The organism is Pseudomonas sp. IT-P2, from assembly GCF_949767575.1.
Lineage (GTDB): Bacteria > Pseudomonadota > Gammaproteobacteria > Pseudomonadales > Pseudomonadaceae > Aquipseudomonas > Aquipseudomonas pharyngis.
The window spans coordinates 48,149-67,076 of record NZ_CATKQA010000048.1 but is presented as its reverse complement, the minus strand read 5'-3'; the positions used below and the strand labels follow the sequence as shown (position 1 = coordinate 67,076).

General features: G+C 62.4%; 20 protein-coding genes and 1 pseudogene. 9 read left to right on the top strand and 12 right to left on the bottom strand.

Translation table 11 applies throughout. The features are described from left to right. Window positions 1–68 precede the first annotated feature (68 nt). Both ACM6JM_RS27700 and ACM6JM_RS27695 read left to right on the top strand, forming a co-directional pair. Complete coding sequence (locus ACM6JM_RS27700) at window positions 69–1,361, top strand: MFS transporter (protein WP_085746043.1); 1,293 nt, start codon at window positions 69–71, stop codon at window positions 1,359–1,361. A 10-nt stretch (window positions 1,362–1,371) separates the two neighbouring features. Continuing rightward, window positions 1,372–2,142 carry a substrate-binding domain-containing protein gene (locus ACM6JM_RS27695; RefSeq protein WP_085648319.1) on the top strand — a complete coding sequence of 257 codons (771 nt, stop codon included), beginning with the start codon at window positions 1,372–1,374 and terminating at the stop codon, window positions 2,140–2,142. Here ACM6JM_RS27695 and ACM6JM_RS27690 read toward each other — a convergent pair. Next, a complete protein-coding gene (locus ACM6JM_RS27690) occupies window positions 2,132–3,046 on the bottom strand; it encodes a LysR family transcriptional regulator (RefSeq protein ID WP_163975765.1) in 915 nt (304 codons plus the stop codon). The two genes, ACM6JM_RS27695 and ACM6JM_RS27690, sit on opposite strands and share 11 nt — an antisense overlap. 164 nt (window positions 3,047–3,210) lie before the next feature. Here ACM6JM_RS27690 and ACM6JM_RS27685 point away from each other — a divergent pair, with 164 nt between their 5' ends. Further along, window positions 3,211–5,019 carry a monovalent cation:proton antiporter-2 (CPA2) family protein gene (locus tag ACM6JM_RS27685; RefSeq protein ID WP_414882804.1) on the top strand — a complete coding sequence of 603 codons (1,809 nt, stop codon included), beginning with the start codon at window positions 3,211–3,213 and terminating at the stop codon, window positions 5,017–5,019. A 141-nt stretch (window positions 5,020–5,160) separates the two neighbouring features. Here ACM6JM_RS27685 and hcnC read toward each other — a convergent pair whose 3' ends face one another. The 3 genes from hcnC to ACM6JM_RS27670 are packed head-to-tail and all read right to left on the bottom strand — an operon-like array spanning window position 5,161 to window position 8,133. Further along, complete coding sequence (hcnC, locus tag ACM6JM_RS27680) at window positions 5,161–6,420, bottom strand: cyanide-forming glycine dehydrogenase subunit HcnC (RefSeq protein WP_414882803.1); 1,260 nt, start codon at window positions 6,418–6,420, stop codon at window positions 5,161–5,163. Beyond that, window positions 6,413–7,822 carry a cyanide-forming glycine dehydrogenase subunit HcnB gene (gene hcnB / locus ACM6JM_RS27675; protein ID WP_414882802.1) on the bottom strand — a complete coding sequence of 470 codons (1,410 nt, stop codon included), beginning with the start codon at window positions 7,820–7,822 and terminating at the stop codon, window positions 6,413–6,415. Before hcnB ends, hcnC begins: the two co-directional genes overlap by 8 nt. Beyond that, complete coding sequence (locus tag ACM6JM_RS27670) at window positions 7,819–8,133, bottom strand: (2Fe-2S)-binding protein (protein WP_414882801.1); 315 nt, start codon at window positions 8,131–8,133, stop codon at window positions 7,819–7,821. The genes hcnB and ACM6JM_RS27670 overlap by 4 nt, the downstream gene beginning before the upstream one ends. Before the next feature lie 214 nt (window positions 8,134–8,347). Here ACM6JM_RS27670 and ACM6JM_RS27665 point away from each other — a divergent pair, with 214 nt between their 5' ends. Next, window positions 8,348–8,542, top strand: coding sequence for a hypothetical protein (locus tag ACM6JM_RS27665; protein WP_103385934.1), 195 nt, complete (start codon window positions 8,348–8,350; stop codon window positions 8,540–8,542). Here ACM6JM_RS27665 and ACM6JM_RS27660 read toward each other — a convergent pair. Further along, window positions 8,539–9,477, bottom strand: a complete 939-nt coding sequence (locus tag ACM6JM_RS27660; protein WP_039767287.1) for a hypothetical protein — start codon at window positions 9,475–9,477, stop codon at window positions 8,539–8,541. The two genes, ACM6JM_RS27665 and ACM6JM_RS27660, sit on opposite strands and share 4 nt — an antisense overlap. A 297-nt stretch (window positions 9,478–9,774) precedes the next feature. Here ACM6JM_RS27660 and ACM6JM_RS27655 point away from each other — a divergent pair, with 297 nt between their 5' ends. Together ACM6JM_RS27655 and ACM6JM_RS27650 are read left to right on the top strand one after the other, a co-directional pair. Continuing rightward, window positions 9,775–10,458 carry a response regulator transcription factor gene (locus tag ACM6JM_RS27655; RefSeq protein WP_163975772.1) on the top strand — a complete coding sequence of 228 codons (684 nt, stop codon included), beginning with the start codon at window positions 9,775–9,777 and terminating at the stop codon, window positions 10,456–10,458. After that, window positions 10,436–11,830 carry a sensor histidine kinase gene (locus ACM6JM_RS27650; RefSeq protein WP_414882800.1) on the top strand — a complete coding sequence of 465 codons (1,395 nt, stop codon included), beginning with the start codon at window positions 10,436–10,438 and terminating at the stop codon, window positions 11,828–11,830. The genes ACM6JM_RS27655 and ACM6JM_RS27650 overlap by 23 nt, the downstream gene beginning before the upstream one ends. Before the next feature lie 127 nt (window positions 11,831–11,957). On the opposite strand, the gene ACM6JM_RS27645 is transcribed toward ACM6JM_RS27650, so the two are convergent. Genes ACM6JM_RS27645 through ACM6JM_RS27635 form a run of 3 tightly spaced genes read right to left on the bottom strand, consistent with a single transcriptional unit; the run spans window position 11,958 to window position 14,210 of the window. Further along, a complete protein-coding gene (locus ACM6JM_RS27645; protein ID WP_414882799.1) occupies window positions 11,958–12,368 on the bottom strand; it encodes an SRPBCC family protein in 411 nt (136 codons plus the stop codon). A gap of 25 nt (window positions 12,369–12,393) precedes the next feature. Further along, entirely contained in the window at window positions 12,394–13,191 is a 798-nt protein-coding gene (locus ACM6JM_RS27640) for an SDR family NAD(P)-dependent oxidoreductase (protein WP_007952959.1), read from the bottom strand. Further along, window positions 13,188–14,210, bottom strand: a complete 1,023-nt coding sequence (locus ACM6JM_RS27635) for an aldo/keto reductase (RefSeq protein WP_039767294.1) — start codon at window positions 14,208–14,210, stop codon at window positions 13,188–13,190. The genes ACM6JM_RS27640 and ACM6JM_RS27635 overlap by 4 nt, the downstream gene beginning before the upstream one ends. A 112-nt stretch (window positions 14,211–14,322) precedes the next feature. Here ACM6JM_RS27635 and ACM6JM_RS27630 point away from each other — a divergent pair, with 112 nt between their 5' ends. Beyond that, window positions 14,323–15,216: a LysR substrate-binding domain-containing protein gene (locus ACM6JM_RS27630; RefSeq protein ID WP_414882798.1), complete on the top strand. Its 894-nt coding sequence runs from the start codon at window positions 14,323–14,325 to the stop codon at window positions 15,214–15,216. A gap of 63 nt (window positions 15,217–15,279) precedes the next feature. After that, window positions 15,280–16,206 carry a LysR substrate-binding domain-containing protein gene (locus ACM6JM_RS27625; protein WP_039767299.1) on the top strand — a complete coding sequence of 309 codons (927 nt, stop codon included), beginning with the start codon at window positions 15,280–15,282 and terminating at the stop codon, window positions 16,204–16,206. Here ACM6JM_RS27625 and ACM6JM_RS27620 read toward each other — a convergent pair. Continuing rightward, window positions 16,121–16,720: a DinB family protein gene (locus ACM6JM_RS27620; protein WP_414882797.1), complete on the bottom strand. Its 600-nt coding sequence runs from the start codon at window positions 16,718–16,720 to the stop codon at window positions 16,121–16,123. The genes ACM6JM_RS27625 and ACM6JM_RS27620 overlap by 86 nt on opposite strands. A 108-nt stretch (window positions 16,721–16,828) precedes the next feature. Beyond that, a pseudogene (locus ACM6JM_RS27615) lies at window positions 16,829–16,966 on the bottom strand (pyridoxal-5'-phosphate-dependent protein subunit beta); the annotation flags it as partial. 88 nt (window positions 16,967–17,054) lie between these two features. On the opposite strand from ACM6JM_RS27615, the gene ACM6JM_RS27610 reads away from it, so the two are divergent. Further along, window positions 17,055–17,714 carry a methyltransferase family protein gene (locus ACM6JM_RS27610; protein WP_039767303.1) on the top strand — a complete coding sequence of 220 codons (660 nt, stop codon included), beginning with the start codon at window positions 17,055–17,057 and terminating at the stop codon, window positions 17,712–17,714. Here ACM6JM_RS27610 and ACM6JM_RS27605 read toward each other — a convergent pair. Together ACM6JM_RS27605 and ACM6JM_RS27600 are read right to left on the bottom strand one after the other, a co-directional pair. Next, window positions 17,708–18,376 carry an HAD family hydrolase gene (locus tag ACM6JM_RS27605; protein ID WP_103385931.1) on the bottom strand — a complete coding sequence of 223 codons (669 nt, stop codon included), beginning with the start codon at window positions 18,374–18,376 and terminating at the stop codon, window positions 17,708–17,710. The two genes, ACM6JM_RS27610 and ACM6JM_RS27605, sit on opposite strands and share 7 nt — an antisense overlap. 63 nt (window positions 18,377–18,439) lie before the next feature. After that, window positions 18,440–18,853 carry a response regulator gene (locus ACM6JM_RS27600; protein WP_039767308.1) on the bottom strand — a complete coding sequence of 138 codons (414 nt, stop codon included), beginning with the start codon at window positions 18,851–18,853 and terminating at the stop codon, window positions 18,440–18,442. Window positions 18,854–18,928: the final 75 nt, after the last annotated feature.

Sequence of the window (18,928 nt, the reverse complement as noted above, 5' to 3'; positions counted from 1 at the left end):
CCGCCCCAATAAAAACCGTGCGCCGCCTCCCCGTCGCGCACGTCATAAAAGCGGTGGAGTACTTTTCTATGACAGCCTCAATCCCACACGGCGGCTCGCGGGCCGGCGCCATTTTCCGGGTGACCTCGGGTAACTTCCTCGAACAGTTCGACTTCTTTCTGTTCGGCTTCTACGCCACGCAGATCGCGGCGGTGTTCTTTCCGGCGAGCAGTGAGTTCGCGTCCCTGATGATGACTTTTGCAGTGTTCGGCGCAGGCTTTTTGATGCGTCCGCTGGGGGCTATCGTGCTCGGCGCATACATCGATGACGTCGGTCGTCGCAAAGGTTTGATTGTCACCCTGTCGATCATGGCCAGCGGCACGATCCTGATTGTGCTGGTGCCCGGATATGAAACCATCGGCCTGTTTGCCCCGGCGCTGGTGTTGATCGGACGGCTGCTGCAGGGCTTCTCCGCCGGTGCCGAACTGGGCGGGGTTTCGGTGTATCTCTCGGAGATCGCCACGCCCGGTCGCAAAGGCTTTTTCACCGCCTGGCAGTCGGCCAGTCAGCAGGTGGCCATCGTCGTCGCCGCCGCGCTCGGTTATGGCTTGAACCAATGGATGGCGCCGGAAGCGGTCGCCGATTGGGGCTGGCGTATTCCGTTTTTCGTCGGTTGCATGATCGTGCCGTTCATCTTCTTTCTGCGGCGCAACCTCGCGGAGACCGAAGAGTTCGCCGCTCGTAAACATCGTCCGAGCATGAAGGAAGTGTTCCGCACCCTCGGCCAGAACTGGGGCGTGGTGCTGGGCGGGATGCTGATGGTCGCCCTGACCACCACCGCGTTTTACTTGATCACCGTGTACGCACCGACCTTCGGCAAAACCGTGCTGCACCTGAGCACTTCCGATGCATTGCTGGTGACGCTACTGGTGGGCGTTTCCAATTTCTTCTGGCTGCCGATTGGCGGGGCATTGTCCGATCGCGTCGGCCGCCGTCCGGTGCTGATCGCCATGGCGCTGCTGGCGCTGGCCACCACGTATCCAGCGCTGTCGTACCTGGTGCAGGCGCCGAGCTTCAGCCACATGCTGCTGTCGCTGTTGTGGCTGTCGTTTATCTACGGCCTGTACAACGGCGCAATGATTCCGGCGCTGACCGAGATCATGCCGGTAGAAGTGCGCGTAGCCGGCTTCTCCCTGGCATACAGCCTCGCCACTGCCGTGTTCGGCGGTTTCACTCCAGCGATGTCGACCTTCCTGATCCAGTACACCGGCGACAAAGCCGCACCGGGTTACTGGATGAGCATCGGCGCGCTCTGCGCATTGTGCGCGACGCTTTATCTGTATCGCCGGGCCGGCGGTCGTCTGCAACCTGTTACTGCCTGAGAACATCACCATGAAAAAACTGTTTACCGTTTCAGCCCTGCTCGCCGGTCTTGCGTTCAACGTTGCGGCCCAGGCCGAAGAACTGCGGGTCATGACTTCCGGCGGTTTCACCGCCGCCTACAAGATCCTCGGGCCGAAATTCGCCGCCGCCACCGGCAACACGCTGGACACCCAACTCGGTCCGTCGATGGGCAAGGCGCCGGAGGCAATCCCCAATCGCCTCGCCCGTGGTGAAAAGGCCGACGTGGTGATCATGGTCGGCTACGCCCTCGATGATCTGATCAAGCAAGGCAAGGTTGATCCGGCGTCGCGGGTGGAGCTGGCGGATTCGCGAATCGGCCTGGTAGTGCGCGAAGGCGCGCCGAAACCGGACATCAGCAACGTCGATGCCCTGAAGAAAACCCTGCTGGATGCAAAATCGGTGGCTTACTCCGACAGCGCCAGCGGCGTGTACATCGAGCAGCAATTGTTCAAAAAACTGGGTATCGAAGATCAGCTGAAACCGAAGGCGAAGATGATCCCGAAAATCCCGGTGGGCTCGGTGGTCGCGACCGGCGACTATCAACTGGGCTTCCAGCAGGTCAGCGAATTGCTGCCGGTGCCGGGGGTGAGTTTTGTGGCGAAGATTCCTGAATCGGTGCAGTCGGTGACGCGATTTGCAGCAGGGATTCCGGTAGGTGCGCAGCACCCGCAGGAAGCCAAGGCGTTGCTCGCTTATCTGGCCGCACCTGCCGCCCAGGCTGACGTGCAGGCCACCGGTCTGGATTCGGTCAAGCGCTGACCGTCGGCGGCTGGACTTTCATTTCCACCACCAGCCGCTCCAGTTCCAGTGCCGCCGGGGTCAGCGTACGACCCCGGCGTTTGATGATGCCGACACTGCGCATCACTTGCGGCTCGGTCAGCGGCACCCGCGTCAGGATCGGATGATCCGCCGCCGGCATCGCCATCAGCGGCACCGCCGCCACACCCAATCCCGCTTCCACCAGACCGATCATGGTCGTCACATGCCGCGTCTCGCAGATGCTCGGGCGCTGCGGCACCACTTTGGCCAGCGCCTGATCCAGCAGAAAACGATTGCCCGAGGTCTTGTCGAGCGAGATGTAATCCTGCCGGTAGAACTCGTCCCAGGTCACGCTGCTGCGCCGCGCCAACGGATGATCGCGGCGACAGGCAACGACGTAGCTCTCCTGCACCAGCGGTTCGAAATCCACGCCCGCCTCCTGGGTGCCCATGAAGCTCAGACCGAAATCCGCCTCGCCGTTGACCACCGCGCTCAGCACGTCGTGGGCGCTGGAATCGAGGACTTTGACTTTGATGCGCGGGAACTGCTGGTGATAACGGGCGACTACGCTAGGCATGAAGTAATACGCCGCCGACGGCACGCAGGCGACGGTTACATGGCCCTGTCGATTCGAGGCGACTTCGCTGATGCCCAGCAACGCGACGTCCAAATCGTCGAGCAAACGTTCGACGCTGGGCATGAAACCGCGTCCGGCCTGGGTCAGGCTGACCTTGCGCGTGGTGCGTTCGAACAGCTTCACGCCGAGGGCGTCTTCGAGCTTTTCGATGCGCCGGCTCAGGGCCGGTTGCGACAGGCGCACGGTGTCGGCGGCCTTGCGGAAACTGCCCTGCTCGACGACGGCGCGAAAGGCTTGCAGGTCGTTGAGGTCGAAGTTGATGGCCATGGAAGACTCGGGAGGAATTGATTCGCTGAGGCTATAAATGTAACCAATTGATGCAAATTATTACAGAAGCACATCTGCTCAATCAGGCTCTGCGCTGGATCTGCAATCATTTCAGCCTTTATCCTTGTCGCCCCCCGCCGTACCGCGTTACTGGAGTTCCGCTCATGCCCCATGAAGGCAATCTGTTGCAAGCCGCCGTCGTCTTTCTCTTCGCCGCCGTGCTCACCGTTCCCCTGGCCAAGCGCCTGCAACTGGGCGCGGTGCTCGGTTATCTGTTTGCCGGGGTGATCATCGGCCCGTCGGTGCTGGGCCTGATCGGCAATCCGCAGAGCGTCAGCCATATCTCGGAACTGGGCGTGGTGCTGCTGTTGTTCATCATCGGTCTGGAGTTGTCGCCGCGACGCTTGTGGGTGATGCGCAAATCGGTATTCGGCGTGGGTCTGGCGCAGGTGCTGCTGACCGGTTCGGTGATTGGCGTACTGGCGCTGTCGGTGTTCGGTCAGCCGTTGAACAGCGCGATTGTCTTGGGCCTGGGTCTGGCGCTGTCGTCCACCGCGTTCGGGTTGCAAAGCCTCGCCGAGCGCAAGGAACTGACCAGCCCCCACGGTCGCCTGGCGTTTGCGATTCTGCTGTTCCAGGACATCGCCGCGATCCCGCTGATCGCCCTGGTGCCGATGCTCGCGGGGGTCGATCACCACACCAGCACCGCCGACGACGTGCGCCACAGTTTGCAGGTGCTCGGCGGCATCGCGGTGGTGGTGATCGGCGGACGTTATCTGTTGCGTCCAGTGTTTCGCATCGTGGCGAAAACCGGTCTGCCGGAAGTCTCCACCGCCACCGCGTTGCTGGTGGTGATCGGCACCGCGTGGCTGATGGACATGGTTGGTGTGTCGATGGCGCTGGGCGCGTTTCTCGCGGGCCTGCTGCTGGCGGATTCGGAATATCGCCATGAGCTGGAAGCGCAGATCGAACCGTTCAAGGGCCTGCTGCTGGGGCTGTTTTTCATCAGCGTCGGCATGGGCGCCAACCTCAGTCTGCTGCTCAGCGCGCCGATCACGGTGCTGGGGCTGACGCTGCTGCTGATCGCCCTGAAGTTGCCGCTGCTGTTTGTGGTCGGGCGTCTGGCCGGCGGGTTGAACAAGGTCAGCGCGATTCGCCTCGGCATCGTGCTGGCGGCGGGCGGTGAATTTGCGTTTGTGGTGTTCAAGATCGGTCGCGATCAGGGGCTGTTCGAACCGCGTCTGTACGATCTGCTGGTGCTGACCATCACCCTGTCGATGGCGGTCACGCCGCTGTTGCTGTTGATTTGCGCACGACTGGTCAGCCCGAAGGTGCAGCCGGTGGAAGTGCCGGAGAAGTTCCGCCAGATCGAGACCGAAACCCCACGGGTGGTAATCGCCGGCATGGGTCGGATGGGCCAGATCGTGGCGCGGATCCTGCGGGCGCAGAACATCAAGTTCGTGGCGCTGGACACCTCGGTGGAGACTATCGAACTGTCGCGCAGTTTCGGTGGCGTGCCGGTGTTCTACGGTGACCCGATGCGTCCGGAAATCCTCAATGCGGCCAAGGCCGGGGAAGCGGAGTATTTCGTGATTGCCACGGACGATCCGGAAACCAACATCAAGACCGCCGAGATCGTGCGCAAGCTCTACCCGCACATGAAGATCATCGCCCGGGCGCGTAACCGGCAGCATGTGCATCGGTTGGTGGATGTGGGGGCCGATCCAATCCGGGAAACCTATTACTCCAGTCTGGAAATGAGCCGCCGTACGCTGGTTGGCCTCGGCTTGACCCAGGCCCAGGCCGATGCGCGGATCAAGCGCTTCAAGCACCATGATGAACAGGTGCTGGAAGCTCAACACGCGGTGTACGACGACGCGGCCAAAGTCCTGCAGACCGCGCAGGAAGCGCGGGCGGAACTGGCCCGGTTGTTCGAGTCGGATCAACTGGAAGAACAATCGGGCAAGTCCTGACGTTTGCAGAGTTGATGATCGTTCCCACGCTCTGCGTGGGAATGCCTCAAGGGACGCTCCGCGTTCCAGATCTGGAAGGGACGCGGAGCGTCCCGGGCTGCATTCCCACGCGGAGCGTGGGAACGATCACAGCTAGCAGGCTCAGGCTATCTCCAGCTCCCTCTCTTCTTTGGCCGGCGCCACTTCAAACCGGTCCGCCAGAAACGGCGTGATGTCCAGCGGCAGCGGTTCATCGTTGACCAATTTGTCCAGCAACACCCCGGTGATCGCCGACGTCAGCACCCCGGTGCGGAAATGACCGCAGGCGTTGAGATACCCCTCCACCCCGGCCATCGGCCCGAGAATCGGCAACTCGTCAGGCGAACCCGGCCGCAATCCGGCCCAGGTACGCTTGAGGTTGATGTCCGCCAGTTCCGGCAGGCAACGGACGGCGCCCTGCACCAGCCCGGCGATTTCCGGCCAGGTGGTGGTGACGTCGAAGCCCTTGTCCTCGGTGGTGCTGCCGATCAGGATTTCGCCGTTGTCCTTCTGCGCCATGTAGCAATCGCTGGTGGTCAGGCATCCGTTGAGGATTTTCGGCAGGCGCTCGGTCAGCAGAATCTGGCCTTTCACCGGTTTCACCGGAATCCGGATGCCCGTGGCCCACTCACTCAAGTCCGCTGCCCAGGCGCCGGTGGCGTTGATCAGGGTTTTGCAGTGGAACACCCCGGCTTCAGCCGTCTGCACCCCGGTCACTCGCGTGCCGTGATGCAACACGCCGGTGATGTTGGTGTTGACGAACATGTCCACGCCATTCTGCCGGGCGCCTTCGGTGTAGGCGTCGGCCAGGCGGAACGGGCTGACCTGATGGTCGCAGAGAAACTCCAGCGCCCCGCGCGCTTCATGGCTGACGCTCGGCTCGGACTCGCGCAATGCCGCCTGATCCAGCCAGCGCACCTGATCGGCCAGATGCGGAATGCAGCCGACGATGTGCTCGGCGTACAAGCGGTCTTCATCGTCATAAATGACGAATTTCAGCCCGGTCCTTTCGAACTTGAAATCCATCCCGTGGTTGTCTTTCAGCTCACGGTGCAACGCCGGGTACAACGCATTGGACTGCAAGGCGAAATCGAAGAACGACGGCGGCAGAATGTGCGGCGTGCTGGCGTCCACTGCCACCGCCGCGCCCTGGGTTTCGCGCTTGCGGTTGGCCGACATCATGCGGAAGAAAATCACCCCGCAGCCCAGCCCCACCGACTCGCCGATGGCCCACAAGCCACCGGCCGAAGCGCGGGTCGCGTTGCCCGGGCGCTTGGCGTCGATCAGCGCAACCTTGAGGCCTTTGCGCTTGGACAGTTGATAGGCGATGGACGCGCCGATCACACCGCCGCCGGCGATGACCACGTCATAGAACTTACTCATGGGAAACGGCCTCCGTGCCGAGGGACTGGAATGCGGAAAAAGGTATCGGATCGATCGGGAAACGCGGGCGCAGCCAGCCGACATCCTTGCGCCCGGTGGCCTGTCGCAAACGATCGCTGCAATAGCCGACGCACATCCGCCCCTGACAGTCGCCCATGCTTACGCGGGTGCGCATTTTCAGGCTGGCGATGTCTTGCACGCCCTGCTCCAGCGCGCGGTCGATGTCGGCGCGGGTCGCGTGTTCGCAGCGGCAGATCACCGTGTCGGCGGCCGGCAATGCGGTCTGCCCGACGCCGCGTTCGGTGTAGCGATCCACCGCCGCGCGGAAGCGCACGATGGCTTTGAGTTTGCCCAGATAACGGTCGCAACGGACGCGCGCCAGTTCCTCTTCGAGCACACCGCGTTGCAGCAAGATCGAAGTGGCAGCGATCTTGCCGGCGAGCATCGCCGCTTCGCCGCCGCGAATCCCGCCCATGTCACCGGCCAGATGCACGTGGGGCTCGCTGCTTTGCTGCCAGATGTTGGCTTTGGCGCGCAGGTAACCGTCGTCGCTGAAGCCGTGATCCAGGCCCATTTGCTGACTCAGTTGCGTGCGCGGAATGAAGCCGTAGCCGACCGCGAGTGTCTTCGCCTCGAAGCGTTCGACGCGACTCATGTCCGGCTCCCACGTCGCCGAATACGGCGCCACGCTGACGCTTTTCAATTCGCCTTCGCCGTGCGCATCGACCACGCCCCAGCCGTAGTGCATCGGGATGCCGTGCAGTTTCAGATAGGCGAGCATGCTCAAGCCATCGAGGAACAGCTGCGGCTTGTTCAGCAGCGCCAGACTTTCCTTGGCGATCTTGCCGAACGCGCAGGCCTCGTAGACACCCGCCACGCTCACGCCAGACGCATGCAACTGAGTCGCCACCAGCGGCAACAGCGGCCCGGTACCGGCGATCACCACCGGCCCCTGCGGTTTGACCACGCCGCTTTTGATCTGCAATTGCAGGCCGCCGAGCATGATCACGCCGGGCAGCGTCCAGCCTGGAAACGGCACGCTGCGTTCATGGCAACCGGCGGCCAGCAGCAACTGCGGGTATTCGATTTCGTGCAGACGCTCGTCGCCGTCCAGCACCACCAGCGAGCGCGTGCCTTCGGCGCCGACCACGCGGTGGTTGAGGCGCACGTCGATCAGCCCGGACTGCTCCTGAAAATCACCGTGCAGTTTGCCCAGCACCTCGGCATAGCGCGGCCCCAGGTAATCCAGCTGCACGCCGTCACGCAGCGGCCCGCGATAGACCACGCCACCCAGGCGCGACGCCTCTTCGAGCAAGGTGCAGCGCACCCCGTGCAGGGCCAGTTCGATGGCCGCGGCCATTCCCGCCGGGCCACCGCCGACGATCACCGGATGCAGGCTCATACCACCTCCTGCCCGTGAATACGGTTGGCCTGGGTCTCGATCAGCATGCCGTCGCGCACTACGGTCTGGCAGGCGCGACGCTTGTGCCGACCGTTGATTTTCACCAGGCAGCACTGGCACACGCCCATGCCGCAATAGGCACCGCTGATCTGGTTGTGATCGTTGCGCGCGACCTGGCGCACGCCGAGGGACTGAATGACGCTGAGCACGGTTTCGCCGATGGCGGCGCTGACCGTCTGGCCGTTGATGTGGACAGTCATATCCGCCTGCGTCAAAGGCTGGATATCGAAGGTTCTTTCTAGGCAGTGCATTGCAATGATCATCCGTGAAAAGTTCAGGTGAGGTTGAAACAGCTCCTTGCTGCACTACACCTCGCCGGCACGTCGGGTGTTATCTCTCTATCGGGCCGGCAGGTTGGTTCCGCTCGCGCAGCAAAGTGCGCGCAAGCAATGTAGTCGATCCAGCGGCAAGGGCCTGGAAATTTCACGGTAGGGGATATTGCGCCGACGAATATTGATCCAGGCCATGGAAATGACTGGTCGGTTCTGCGCCTTCGGCCCCGCGCAGAAAGCAAAAAGCCGCTTCAACCCGAAGGTGGAAGCGGCCAAGGCATATGCCTCAAGGAATCAGTGCACGAACAGGGCGATCAGGATGATGATCGGGATCGGTACGCCGAGGAAAAACAGCAGTAGTGAGCGCATGGTGAGTCTCCTTGATTAACGGACTGGCGGCAGCGTGGTCGTGGTGTAGGTTTCGACTTCGACGTACTCGACCGCATCCCGGCGGCGACCGCCGAAGGTGGCCGAAAGGCTGGCGAAGAACGCACCGGCCAGCAGCGCGATGAACATCCACAATGAGGTCCAGGCAGCGACTTTGGCGGCGGTGTCGGCGGCTTGTTGCGCTTTAACCTTGGCGTCAGCGATTGCCTTCTGGGTGCGGGCGTAGATTTCATCGACCCGACGTTCGGCGTCGGCCTGGGTCAGGTTGGTACGCTGGGCGACCAGTTGGGCGAGGTAGGTACGGTCTTCGGCGCTGAGCTGACCGTTGGCCAGGCTTTGGGCGAAGATCCGGGTCACGGTGCCACGGGCGGCGTCATCGCTGACGGCGGCGGGACGATCGTCGCGGAACAGGCTGTCGACGAAGTAACCGTATTGATCACTGTCGGTATTGCCCGCTGCGGTGCCAGCGGCCTGGGTCATGGCGCCTGCTGCGCCGCCGGCAACACTCGCACCGGCCTGCACGCCGCCGCTGACGATGCTGCTGACCGAACCGACCACCAGCGTCGCGGTGACCAGCGTGGCCACGCACCAGGCGAGGAAGCCATGGGCGGTGTCGCGGAAGTACACTTCGTCACCGTGCATGTTGGCCCACTTCACCCGCAGGCGACCGGCGATATAGCCACCGAGCCCCGAGGCAATGATTTGCGTGGCGGCCAGCCAGATGATGGTGGAAATGCCCAGGCCCTTGGCGCTGACGCCCTCCCCGGCCCACGGAGAAACGGCGGAAAAGCCCAGACCGAATCCCAACAGCACCAGAATCAGCGACAGTGCCGCTGCAGCGGCAGCCCCTGCGAAGATCGCGCCCCAGGACACGCCCGAGACATTGCTCGACTCTCCTTCGTAGGCAGGATAAAACCCATCAGAGGATCTATTCATTGTTGTAGTGCTCCAGGCATGAAAAATGGTGTTACAACTCGTCATCAGATGAATTGCAGTGACCGTGCCAGTCGCCAACATTAAATAAATCGTTTTAATTCAATCAGTTAAAAACTCTGAACTTCTTAGGACCATGCAATTTGCAACAACGGCTCGATAACAGCGGGTTTTATGCATTGGCACAAAAGCCCGGCCGTAGCGTTTGTATCCGCAACAACATGAAAGTTAATTTAAAGCGCAGGCGCAAAATCTTGGCAAAATGCTGCCATTGCGTTTGAACAGACCAGCAGGCCCACCATGACTCGCATCCTCACCATCGAAGACGACGCCGTGACCGCCCGGGAAATTGTCGCCGAACTGAGCAGCCACGGCCTCGACGTGGACTGGGTCGACAATGGCCGTGAAGGCCTGGACCGCGCCGTCAGCGGCAACTACGACCTGATCACCCTCGACCGCATGCTGCCGGAGCTCGATGGCCTGGCCATCGTCACCACCCTGCGCACCATGGGCGTGGCCACGCCGATCCTGATGATCAGCGCCCTCTCCGACGTCGACGAGCGCGTGCGTGGCTTGCGCGCCGGCGGCGATGACTACCTGACTAAACCGTTCGCCACCGATGAGATGGCGGCCCGGGTCGAAGTGCTGCTGCGCCGGCAGAACAGCAGTGGCGCACAACCGACCACGTTGCAGGTGGCGGATCTGCAACTCGACCTGATCAGCCACGAAGCCCGCCGCGCCGAGCAGGTGCTGACGCTGTTGCCGACCGAGTACAAGTTGCTGGAATTTTTGATGCGCAACAGCGGCCAGATCCTGTCGCGGATGATGATTTTCGAGGAAGTCTGGGGCTATCATTTCGACCCTGGCACCAACCTGATCGACGTGCACATCGGCCGCTTGCGCAAGAAGATCGACCCGCCGGGCAACGTCCCGTTGATCCGCACGGTGCGAGGCTCGGGTTATGTCATTGCCGAACCCGTCTGACGGTTGGCGCTCCTCCAGCAGCCGCTTGCTGGCGCTGTACAGTTCGTTGTTCGTGGCCTGGAGCGCGATCCTGATGGGGGTCATGTATTTCGAGGTCTCCGGTTACCTCGACAACCTGGCCAAACATTCGCTGATGCAACGTCAGCATCTGTTTTCGCACTTTCGCGGCGATCAGCTGGAAGACGCGCTCGCCGCCAGCATGACCTTCGACATTCGCGGCATCGACGCCTACGGTCTGTTCGACGCTCAGCATCGCTACCTCGGCGGCGCGTTGCAGAGGATCCCCGAGGGCCTGCCGCTGGACGGCAAGATCCATATGCTCAGCGAATGCGCCGACTCCGACGACCCGACCCTGCCCGCCGACAGCTGCGACGCAGTCGCCACCCCGACCCGCGACGGCCGCTGGCTGGTGTTGTTGCGCGACAACGGTTCGCTGTTCGCGGTGACCAGGATCATTCTGCATGCGTTGCTCTGGGGCGTGTCGCTGACGATTGTGCCGGGGATCATTGGCTGGCATCTGCTGCGTCGGCGGCCGTTGCGGCGGATCCGGGCGATCCAGGACAGTGCCCAGTCGATCGTCGCCGGCGACCTGACCCACCGCTTGCCGCTGTCCAATCGCCGCGATGAACTGGACATGCTCGCCGCCATCGTCAACGCCATGCTTGATCGCATCGAGCGCTTGATGAACGAAGTCAAAGGCGTGTGCGACAACATCGCCCATGACCTGCGCACCCCGTTGACCCGGTTGCGCGCGCAGTTGTATCGCATGCAGCAACAGGCCGGCGAAGGTTCGCCGGAAGCGGCGCAACTGGATCTGGTGCTGGCCGAGGCCGATACGCTGATGGCGCGGTTTCGCGGTTTATTGAGGATTTCCGAACTGGAGGATCGTCAGCGGCGCTCGGGTTTTGTCGAGCTCGATCCGGTGTTGTTGCTGCAGGAACTGCACGAGTTCTATTTGCCGCTGGCCGAAGACGACGAGTTGCGTTTCGAACTGAACATGCCGGAAACCCTGCCGATGCTGAACGGTGATCGGGCGTTGCTGTTTGAAGCGCTGGCGAACCTGTTGAGCAATTCGATCAAGTTCACCCCGGCCGGTGGCACGGTGGTGTTGCGCGGGGTCAATGATGCAGGGCATACGCGGATCGAAGTGCATGACTCCGGCCCCGGTATTCCCGAATCCGAACGGGAGGCGGTGTTCCAGCGCTTTTATCGCGCCGAGGGCGGGCAACCGCAGAACGGCTTTGGCCTGGGGCTGTCGATCGTTGCGGCAATCGTCAACCTGCACGGGTTCAGCCTTGAGGTGGGACGCAGCGATCTGGGCGGGGCGAAGCTGGTGCTGGATTGCCGGCAGAGCCTGATTTCACAGTCTTGAGATAGATCGTTCCCACGCTCTGCGTGGGAATGCCTCAAGGGACGCTCCGCGTTCCAGCTCCGGAAGGGACGCGGAGCGTCCCGGGCTGCATTCCCACGCAGAGCGTGGGAACGATCAGTGAACAAACTCAGGCGGGATAGTTGGCGCGCAGCGCTTCCAGGCCGCCCTGATAGATCCCGCTGAACAGCGCCACCACTTCCTCATCGCTCACGCCCTTGGCCGTGAAGCGTCCCGACCACGTTACCTTCGCGCCCTGCCCCTGGGCTTCAACGCGAATCGTCGCCAGATAATCGGTGGCCGGAAACGGTGCCTGCAGAATCGAATAGCTGTAGGTTTTGCCCGCGTTATCGAACATCTCAAGACGCTCGACCACCACGCCACCGTCAGCGGTTTGCAAAGTGCGCACGCGCCCGCCTTCGCTCAGTTCGCTGTTGGGAATGAACGGCAGCCAGTCCGGCAGGGTGTTGAAGCCGCCAATCAATTGCCAGACCTGATCGGCCGAAGCCGGGATGTCGATCGTTGCTGATGCTGTTGCCATAAATAAAAAGTCTCTCTCAATGAATTCAGATAGTCAGGCTGTCGACCACGCCGCCGTCGACCCGCAAAGCGGCGCCGGTGGTGGCCGAGGACAGCGGTGAAGCGATGTAGGTGACCAGGTGCGCGACCTCTTCGACATCCGCCACGCGCTGGATGATCGAGCTCGGACGGGCCCGGCGCACAAAGGCGTCAGCCTCGTCCCGCAGGCTGCGGCCAGATTCGGCGGCAGCATCCTTGAGCATTTCCTCGACACCGTCGGTGAAGGTCGGCCCGGGCAAAATCGCATTAACCGTAACCCCGGTGCCAGCCAGACGTTTAGCCAGGCCATGGGACACCGCGAGGTTGGCGCTTTTGGTCACGCCGTAGTTGATCATGTCGGCCGGAGTGGCCACGCCGGATTCCGAAGACAGGAAGATCACCCGACCCCAGCCCTGTTCGACCATCGCCGGTACGTAATGCCGCGACAGGCGAACGCCGGAGATCACGTTGATTTCGTAGAAGCGCGTCCACTCATCGTCCGGCGCATCGAAGAAATCCACGGCGTTGTAGATGCCGAGGTTGTTCACCAGGATGTCGGCTTTCGGTTCAGCGGCGAACAGTTTCTGCGCGCCTTCGGCCGTGCCCAGATCCGCCGTCAGACCGCGCAGTTGCGCGCCCGGCACTTTGTCTCGAATGCTTGCCAGCGCCTGTTCGACCTTGGCCGCGTCGCGACCGATCACCACCACCGTGGCGCCCGCCTCGGCCAGCGACTGGCTGATGCCCAAACCGATGCCCGCCGTGCTGCCGCTGACAATCGCCAGTTTTCCGCTCAGATCGATCTTCATGCTTTCACCTCGTCGATGGGTAATGGTGCTCGTTCGGACACCAGTTTCGCTTCACGCATGGCCTGCCAGAAACCGGCCGGAATGACCGCCGACAACGCCGCCACATCTTCAGCGATGCGCCCCGGCTTGCTCGCGCCGGGAATCACGGCTGCCACGGCCGGATTGGCCAGCGAGAATTGTAGTGCAGCCGCTTTGACATCCACGCCATGGGCCGCGGCGATGCGTTTGATCTGCTCGACCTTCGCCACGATCTCAGGGCTGGCCTTCTGGTATTCGAAGTGCGCGCCGCCGGCCAGGATCCCCGAGCTGTAGGGGCCGCCGACCACGATTTCAACGTTCTGCGCCCGTGCCGAATCCATCAAACGCTGCAAGGCGCGATCGTGGTCGAGCAAGGTGTAGCGGCCGGCCAACAGGAAGCCGTCAGGCTGCGCCTCGGTCAGGTCCAGCGTCAACTCGCACGGCTCGACCTTGTTCACGCCCAGGCCCCAACCCTTGATCACGCCTTCTTCACGCAGACGGGTCAGGACTTTAAAGGCGCCGGTGCGGGCCTGATTGAAGTACTCAAGCCATTGGTCGCCGTAGAAATCCTGAGCGATGTCATGGACCCAGACGATGTCGAGGCGATCGGTTTTCAGACGTTTGAGGCTGTCTTCGATCGAACGCAAGGTGGCGTCGGCGCTGTAGTCGTTGACGATCTTGTTCGGGCGGCCGTGTTCGAACACCCCGCTTTTCTCGCCCAGATCCCGGGCGGCAGCGTCTTCGACTTCATCGAGAATCACCCGGCCAACCTTGGTGCTCAGCACATACTCATCGCGCTGGTAGCGGGACAATGCTTCGCCGAGGCGGATTTCCGAGAGGCCCGAGCCGTAGAACGGCGCGGTGTCGAAGTAACGCACGCCGGCATCCCACGCTGCGTGCACGGTGGCCTGGGCTTCTTCATCAGGAATGGCGCGGAACATGTTGCCCAGTGGCGCGGTGCCGAAGCCGAGTTGGCCGGGGAGTTTGTCTTTCAAGCTCATGATGCTGTCCTCGTAGTTCGTGGTCGGTGTTGACCGTTGAGCAGATCCTAGATTGCGCCACTCAGACCGTCCAAGACATAATCAGCAGCACTTGAGTCCCTGAAGGTCTGACATGATCGACATCCGCCAATTGCGCTACTTCGTCGTCGTCGCCGAGGAAGAACACGTCGGCCGCGCCGCCGAGCGCCTGCACATTTCCCAGTCGCCCCTGAGCCGACAGATCGCCCAGCTCGAAGAACGCCTGGGCCTGACCCTGTTCGAACGCAGCCAGCAGCGCATACGCCTGACCCGCGACGGCCAGACCTTTCTCGCCGAAACCCGCGCCCTGCTGACCCACGCCAATCGCCTGGAATCCCTCGGCAAACGCCTGGGCCGTGGCGAAGAAGGCGGCCTGTGCATCGGCTACATCGAGAACGCGATGCACGCCGGGGTTTTGCCCAATGCCTTGCGCGTACTGCGGGTCGACCGGCCTAACGTGCATGTCGCGCTGTACAACCTGAGTTCTGCCGAACAACTGGAAGGCCTGCGTCAGCGTAGCCTCGATATCGCGCTGGTCAGTGAGCCGCCGACGATCGACGACCCTGACCTGCTGGGCTTCCAGGTGCTGGACGACCCGATGTTGCTGGCGCTGCCCGAACATCACCCGCTGAACCAACTGGCATCGCTGACCCCGGCGGATCTGGCCGATCAGGAATGGATCGGCGTGCAGCCACGCCAAGGCGCTGACGATGAGTTCGTCAGCGCCTGTATCCGCGCAGGCTTCACCCCGGATGTGCGGATGCAGGCCACCGAGCCGTTTACCGCGCTGGGGCTGGTCGCTTCGGGTCTGGGGATCGCGATGATCCAGAAAGGCCTGAGCCACAACGCACCGCCGGGCGTGGTGCTGCGGGAAGTACCGTGGCTGGCGTTCACCACACCGTTGTGGGCGGCTTGGCACCGGATCAACCTGCGGCCGCTGGTGGAAACGTTTCGCAAGGTATTGACCGGCGTCGATCCCGCCCAGTGACCCGACAGCGCAAGACTTTGCTGCTTTACTGAAAAGACTCAAAAAACCAGCGAGTCTTCCGGCATGAACCGCAATGACCTGCGTCGCGTGGACATGAATCTGTTGGTGATTTTCGAAACCCTGATGTTCGAAAAGAACCTGACCCGCGCCGGGGAAAAGCTGTTCCTCGGCCAGCCCGCCGTCAGTGCGTCACTGGCGAAACTGCGCGACCTATTCGACGACCCGTTGCTGGTGCGCAACGGTCGCGTGCTGGAGCCGACCCAGCGGGCGCTGGCGATCCTCAAGGAATTGCAGCCGGCGATGGACACCATTTCCGGCGCGGTCAGCCGGGCCAAGGATTTCGACCCGCTGAGCAGCCGCGACGTGTTTCGCATCGGTCTGTCGGACGATGCCGAGTTCGGCCTGCTGCCGCCGCTGCTCAAGCAATTGCGCGAGGAAGCGCCGGACGTGGTGGTCGTCATCCGCCGGGTTAATTTCCTGCTGATGTCGTCGATGCTGGCGTCCGGGGAGATTTCCGTCGGCGTCAGTTACACCACTGAGCTGCCGGCCAATGCCAAACGCAAAAAACTGCGGGACCTGCGCTGCAAGATCCTGCGCGGCGATGATCGTCCCGGCGCGCTGACCCTCGACGACTACTGCGAACGGCCCCATGCGCTGGTGTCGTTTTCCGGCGATCTGGGCGGTGCCATCGACAGCGATCTGGCGCGAATCAACCGTGCACGTCGTGTCGTGCTGGCAGTGCCGCAATTCGCTCCGCTGCGGGCGATTCTGGCCGGCACCGACATGCTCGCCACCGTGCCGGATTTCGCCGCTTGTGCGCTGGTCGAAGGCAGCAGCGTGCTGCGCGCCGACGACCCGCCGTTCGACATCGTGCCTTCGGAGCTGTCGATGGTCTGGAACGGGGTCAACGACAACGATCCGGCGGAACGCTGGTTGCGCTCGCTGATTGCCCATCACATGTCGGCGCCGCTTCCGCCACAGGCGCACTGATCCCCTTGAACCCCGGATCGACCTCGCGCAGGTACACCGGCAGGTCGGTCATCGGCGGCATCTGCGGGATCTCGAAATACATCTGCACCACCCAGCCACGGTGGTAGTTGTTGTGGTTGATCACGTGCATCAGGATCGCCCCGGCGTTCATGGTGCCGCCATCGCCGGAAACAAATTTGAAATCGATCGAGCGGTTCAGCGAGGCTTCGGTCTGCTGCGCGCTCCAGGTGCGATACCAGCCATCGACTTCCTGCTGGGCCTGGCGCAACTCGCCGAGGTCGGCGTGCACCAGATCATGGGACGTCGTGAAACCGTGCTCGCGCCCTTCGAGGTGCGCCTGCCAGATCCGGTCGACCACGTAGATGTGGTTCAGCGTACCGATCATGTTTTTGAAAACCGTCTTGCGCTCCCTCGTCGTCTCCCCCGCCGGCAGCGCTTGCAGGCTGTCGAACAGACGCTGATTGGCCCAGGTCTTGTAGTCCGTGAGCAGATGGGCCGTGGCCAGATTGATCATCGCGGGTCACCGTAGGCACGAAAAAGGGCTTCGCCTAGGATAGACCTCTCTCGCGGGAATGGCGGTGGTGCTGACTATTGGTCGAAGGTGAATACCTTCCGCTTGCGCTCAAGCCCCCAACCGCGCCCACCCCGTCACCAGTTGCGCACTGATACTTACCCCGCCACAAACAATGATCACCACATCCCGTGCCCCCGCCAGCGCCGGGAGGTCAAGATACGCCACCTCCAGTGAAATCCCGCACGCCGTTGATCCTCCATACGCCGTTGCCAGCGGCTAAACGCCGGGGATCGTGCCGGGATCTACACTGAACGGAACAGCCCGTGAGGTGCCTATGAAAATGTCTGCGCAAATGACCGTGGTCGCCGTGCTCGCCACCCTCGCCTATCTGGGCCTGGCGATGTGGGGCATCGGTGGCGTGGCGGTGTTTTTTTCTCACGGCGCATTGGTCGTGGTGGCCCTGGCCACGCTGGCCATGGTGGTGGCGTCGCTGTTCACGGAAGTGAATCTGAGCACCGGCGAGCGCGAGGACCGGGCCAATCGCTGGGTGATTCCGGCGTTCGCCGTAATCGGATTGGTCAGTGCCTTTCTGCCGGCTTACTGCGACCGCATCGGCTTTTGGACCATCGGCCGCGAAGGCACCCGTTGGCTGGGAGCGCTGTTGTTTATCGTCGGCGGCGGATTGCGTTTATGGCCGGTGTTTGTGCTGGGCCATCGGTTCAGCGGGTTGGTGGCGATTCAGCCGGGGCACCGATTGGTTACCGAAGGGATCTATCGACATTTGCGTAACCCCAGTTATCTGGGGCTGGTGATCAATGCGATCGGCTGGGCACTGGCGTTTCGTTCGGTGGTCGGCCTGTTGCTGGCGGCGCTGACGCTGATCCCGCTGATCGCCCGCATCCACGCCGAAGAGGCCCTGCTGCGCGCACAGTTCGGCGCCGAATACGACGCCTATTGCGCCCGCAGCTGGCGACTGGTGCCCGGGGTTTATTGAGGTTGCAGGCGCAGCTGGCCGTCGCTGTCGATGCTCAGCGCAATGTCGCGGTAACTGGCGATGGTCGCGTGTGCAGTTTCAAGCGGATGCTGGTGAGTGGTGGTGATGATCATCAACGGCGCGCCAGCGGCTTCAGCGGCCTGGATGCCGACGGTGGCGTCTTCGAAAATCAGGCAGTCCGCCGGCTCCAGGCCCAGGCGTTTGGCCGCCAGTCGATAACCGGCCGGATCCGGTTTGCCGGCGCTCACGTCTTCAGCGGTGATCATCACCACCGGTTCAGGAATTCCCGCCGCCGCCATCCGCCGCAACGCCAGATCCCGTGGCGCCGAGGTCACCATGGCCCAGCGATCCGCCGGCAACGACTTGAGAAATGCCGCTGCACCGGGGATTTCGACAATGCCTTCGACGTCTTCGATTTCCGCCTTGGTGATGAACGCCGCTTGCGCCTCGGCGTCCACGCCCGGCAGGTTCAAACGCGTGATGGTGTCGATGGCGCGCACACCATGGATGGTCGGCAGGAACGTTTCGACGTTCACCCCGTGCCGCACGGCCCAGGCGGACCAGATCCGCTCGGCGGCGGCGATGGAGTTGAGGACGGTGCCGTCCATGTCGAACAGGAACGCGCCGAACGCGCGGTTGAAAACAGTCTCGTGAGCTGACAAAAGATCACTTCCTCGCAAGGGGCCGGGCAACGATGCCCGGCAATGTAGCACTTGCGGGACGCTTCAGTGCAGACGCGGCGCCCTGGATTTGAACGCACTGTCCACGCAATCGAGCAACTGGCCGATTGCCCAAGGCTTCTTGATAAACGCTACCGGATGTTTCACCCCTGAGGTTTCCGGCGTTTCATAACCGGACATGACCATCACCGGTTTGTCCGGCCAGCGATCGCCGACCAGATTGGCCAGGTCCGCGCCGTTAAGGGTGCCGGGCATGGTGATGTCGGTAAGCAGCAGCGCCACTTCCGGCGCGTGCTCTTCCAGATATTGCGAGGCCGCATCGGCACTGGTCTGCGGCTCGACCTTGAAACCTTCCTCCTGAAGAATTTCGCACAGAAACTCCAGAATCAACGGATCGTCCTCAACTACCAGAATCAATCCGCCAGGAAGGTGCGCGCTCGACGTCGAAATTGGACACATGAACTGGCACTCCCTGAATTGCATGAACGATTTAGCGGCTTGATCCCGCTGCTTATCTGGTATGAGCAGCGCCTT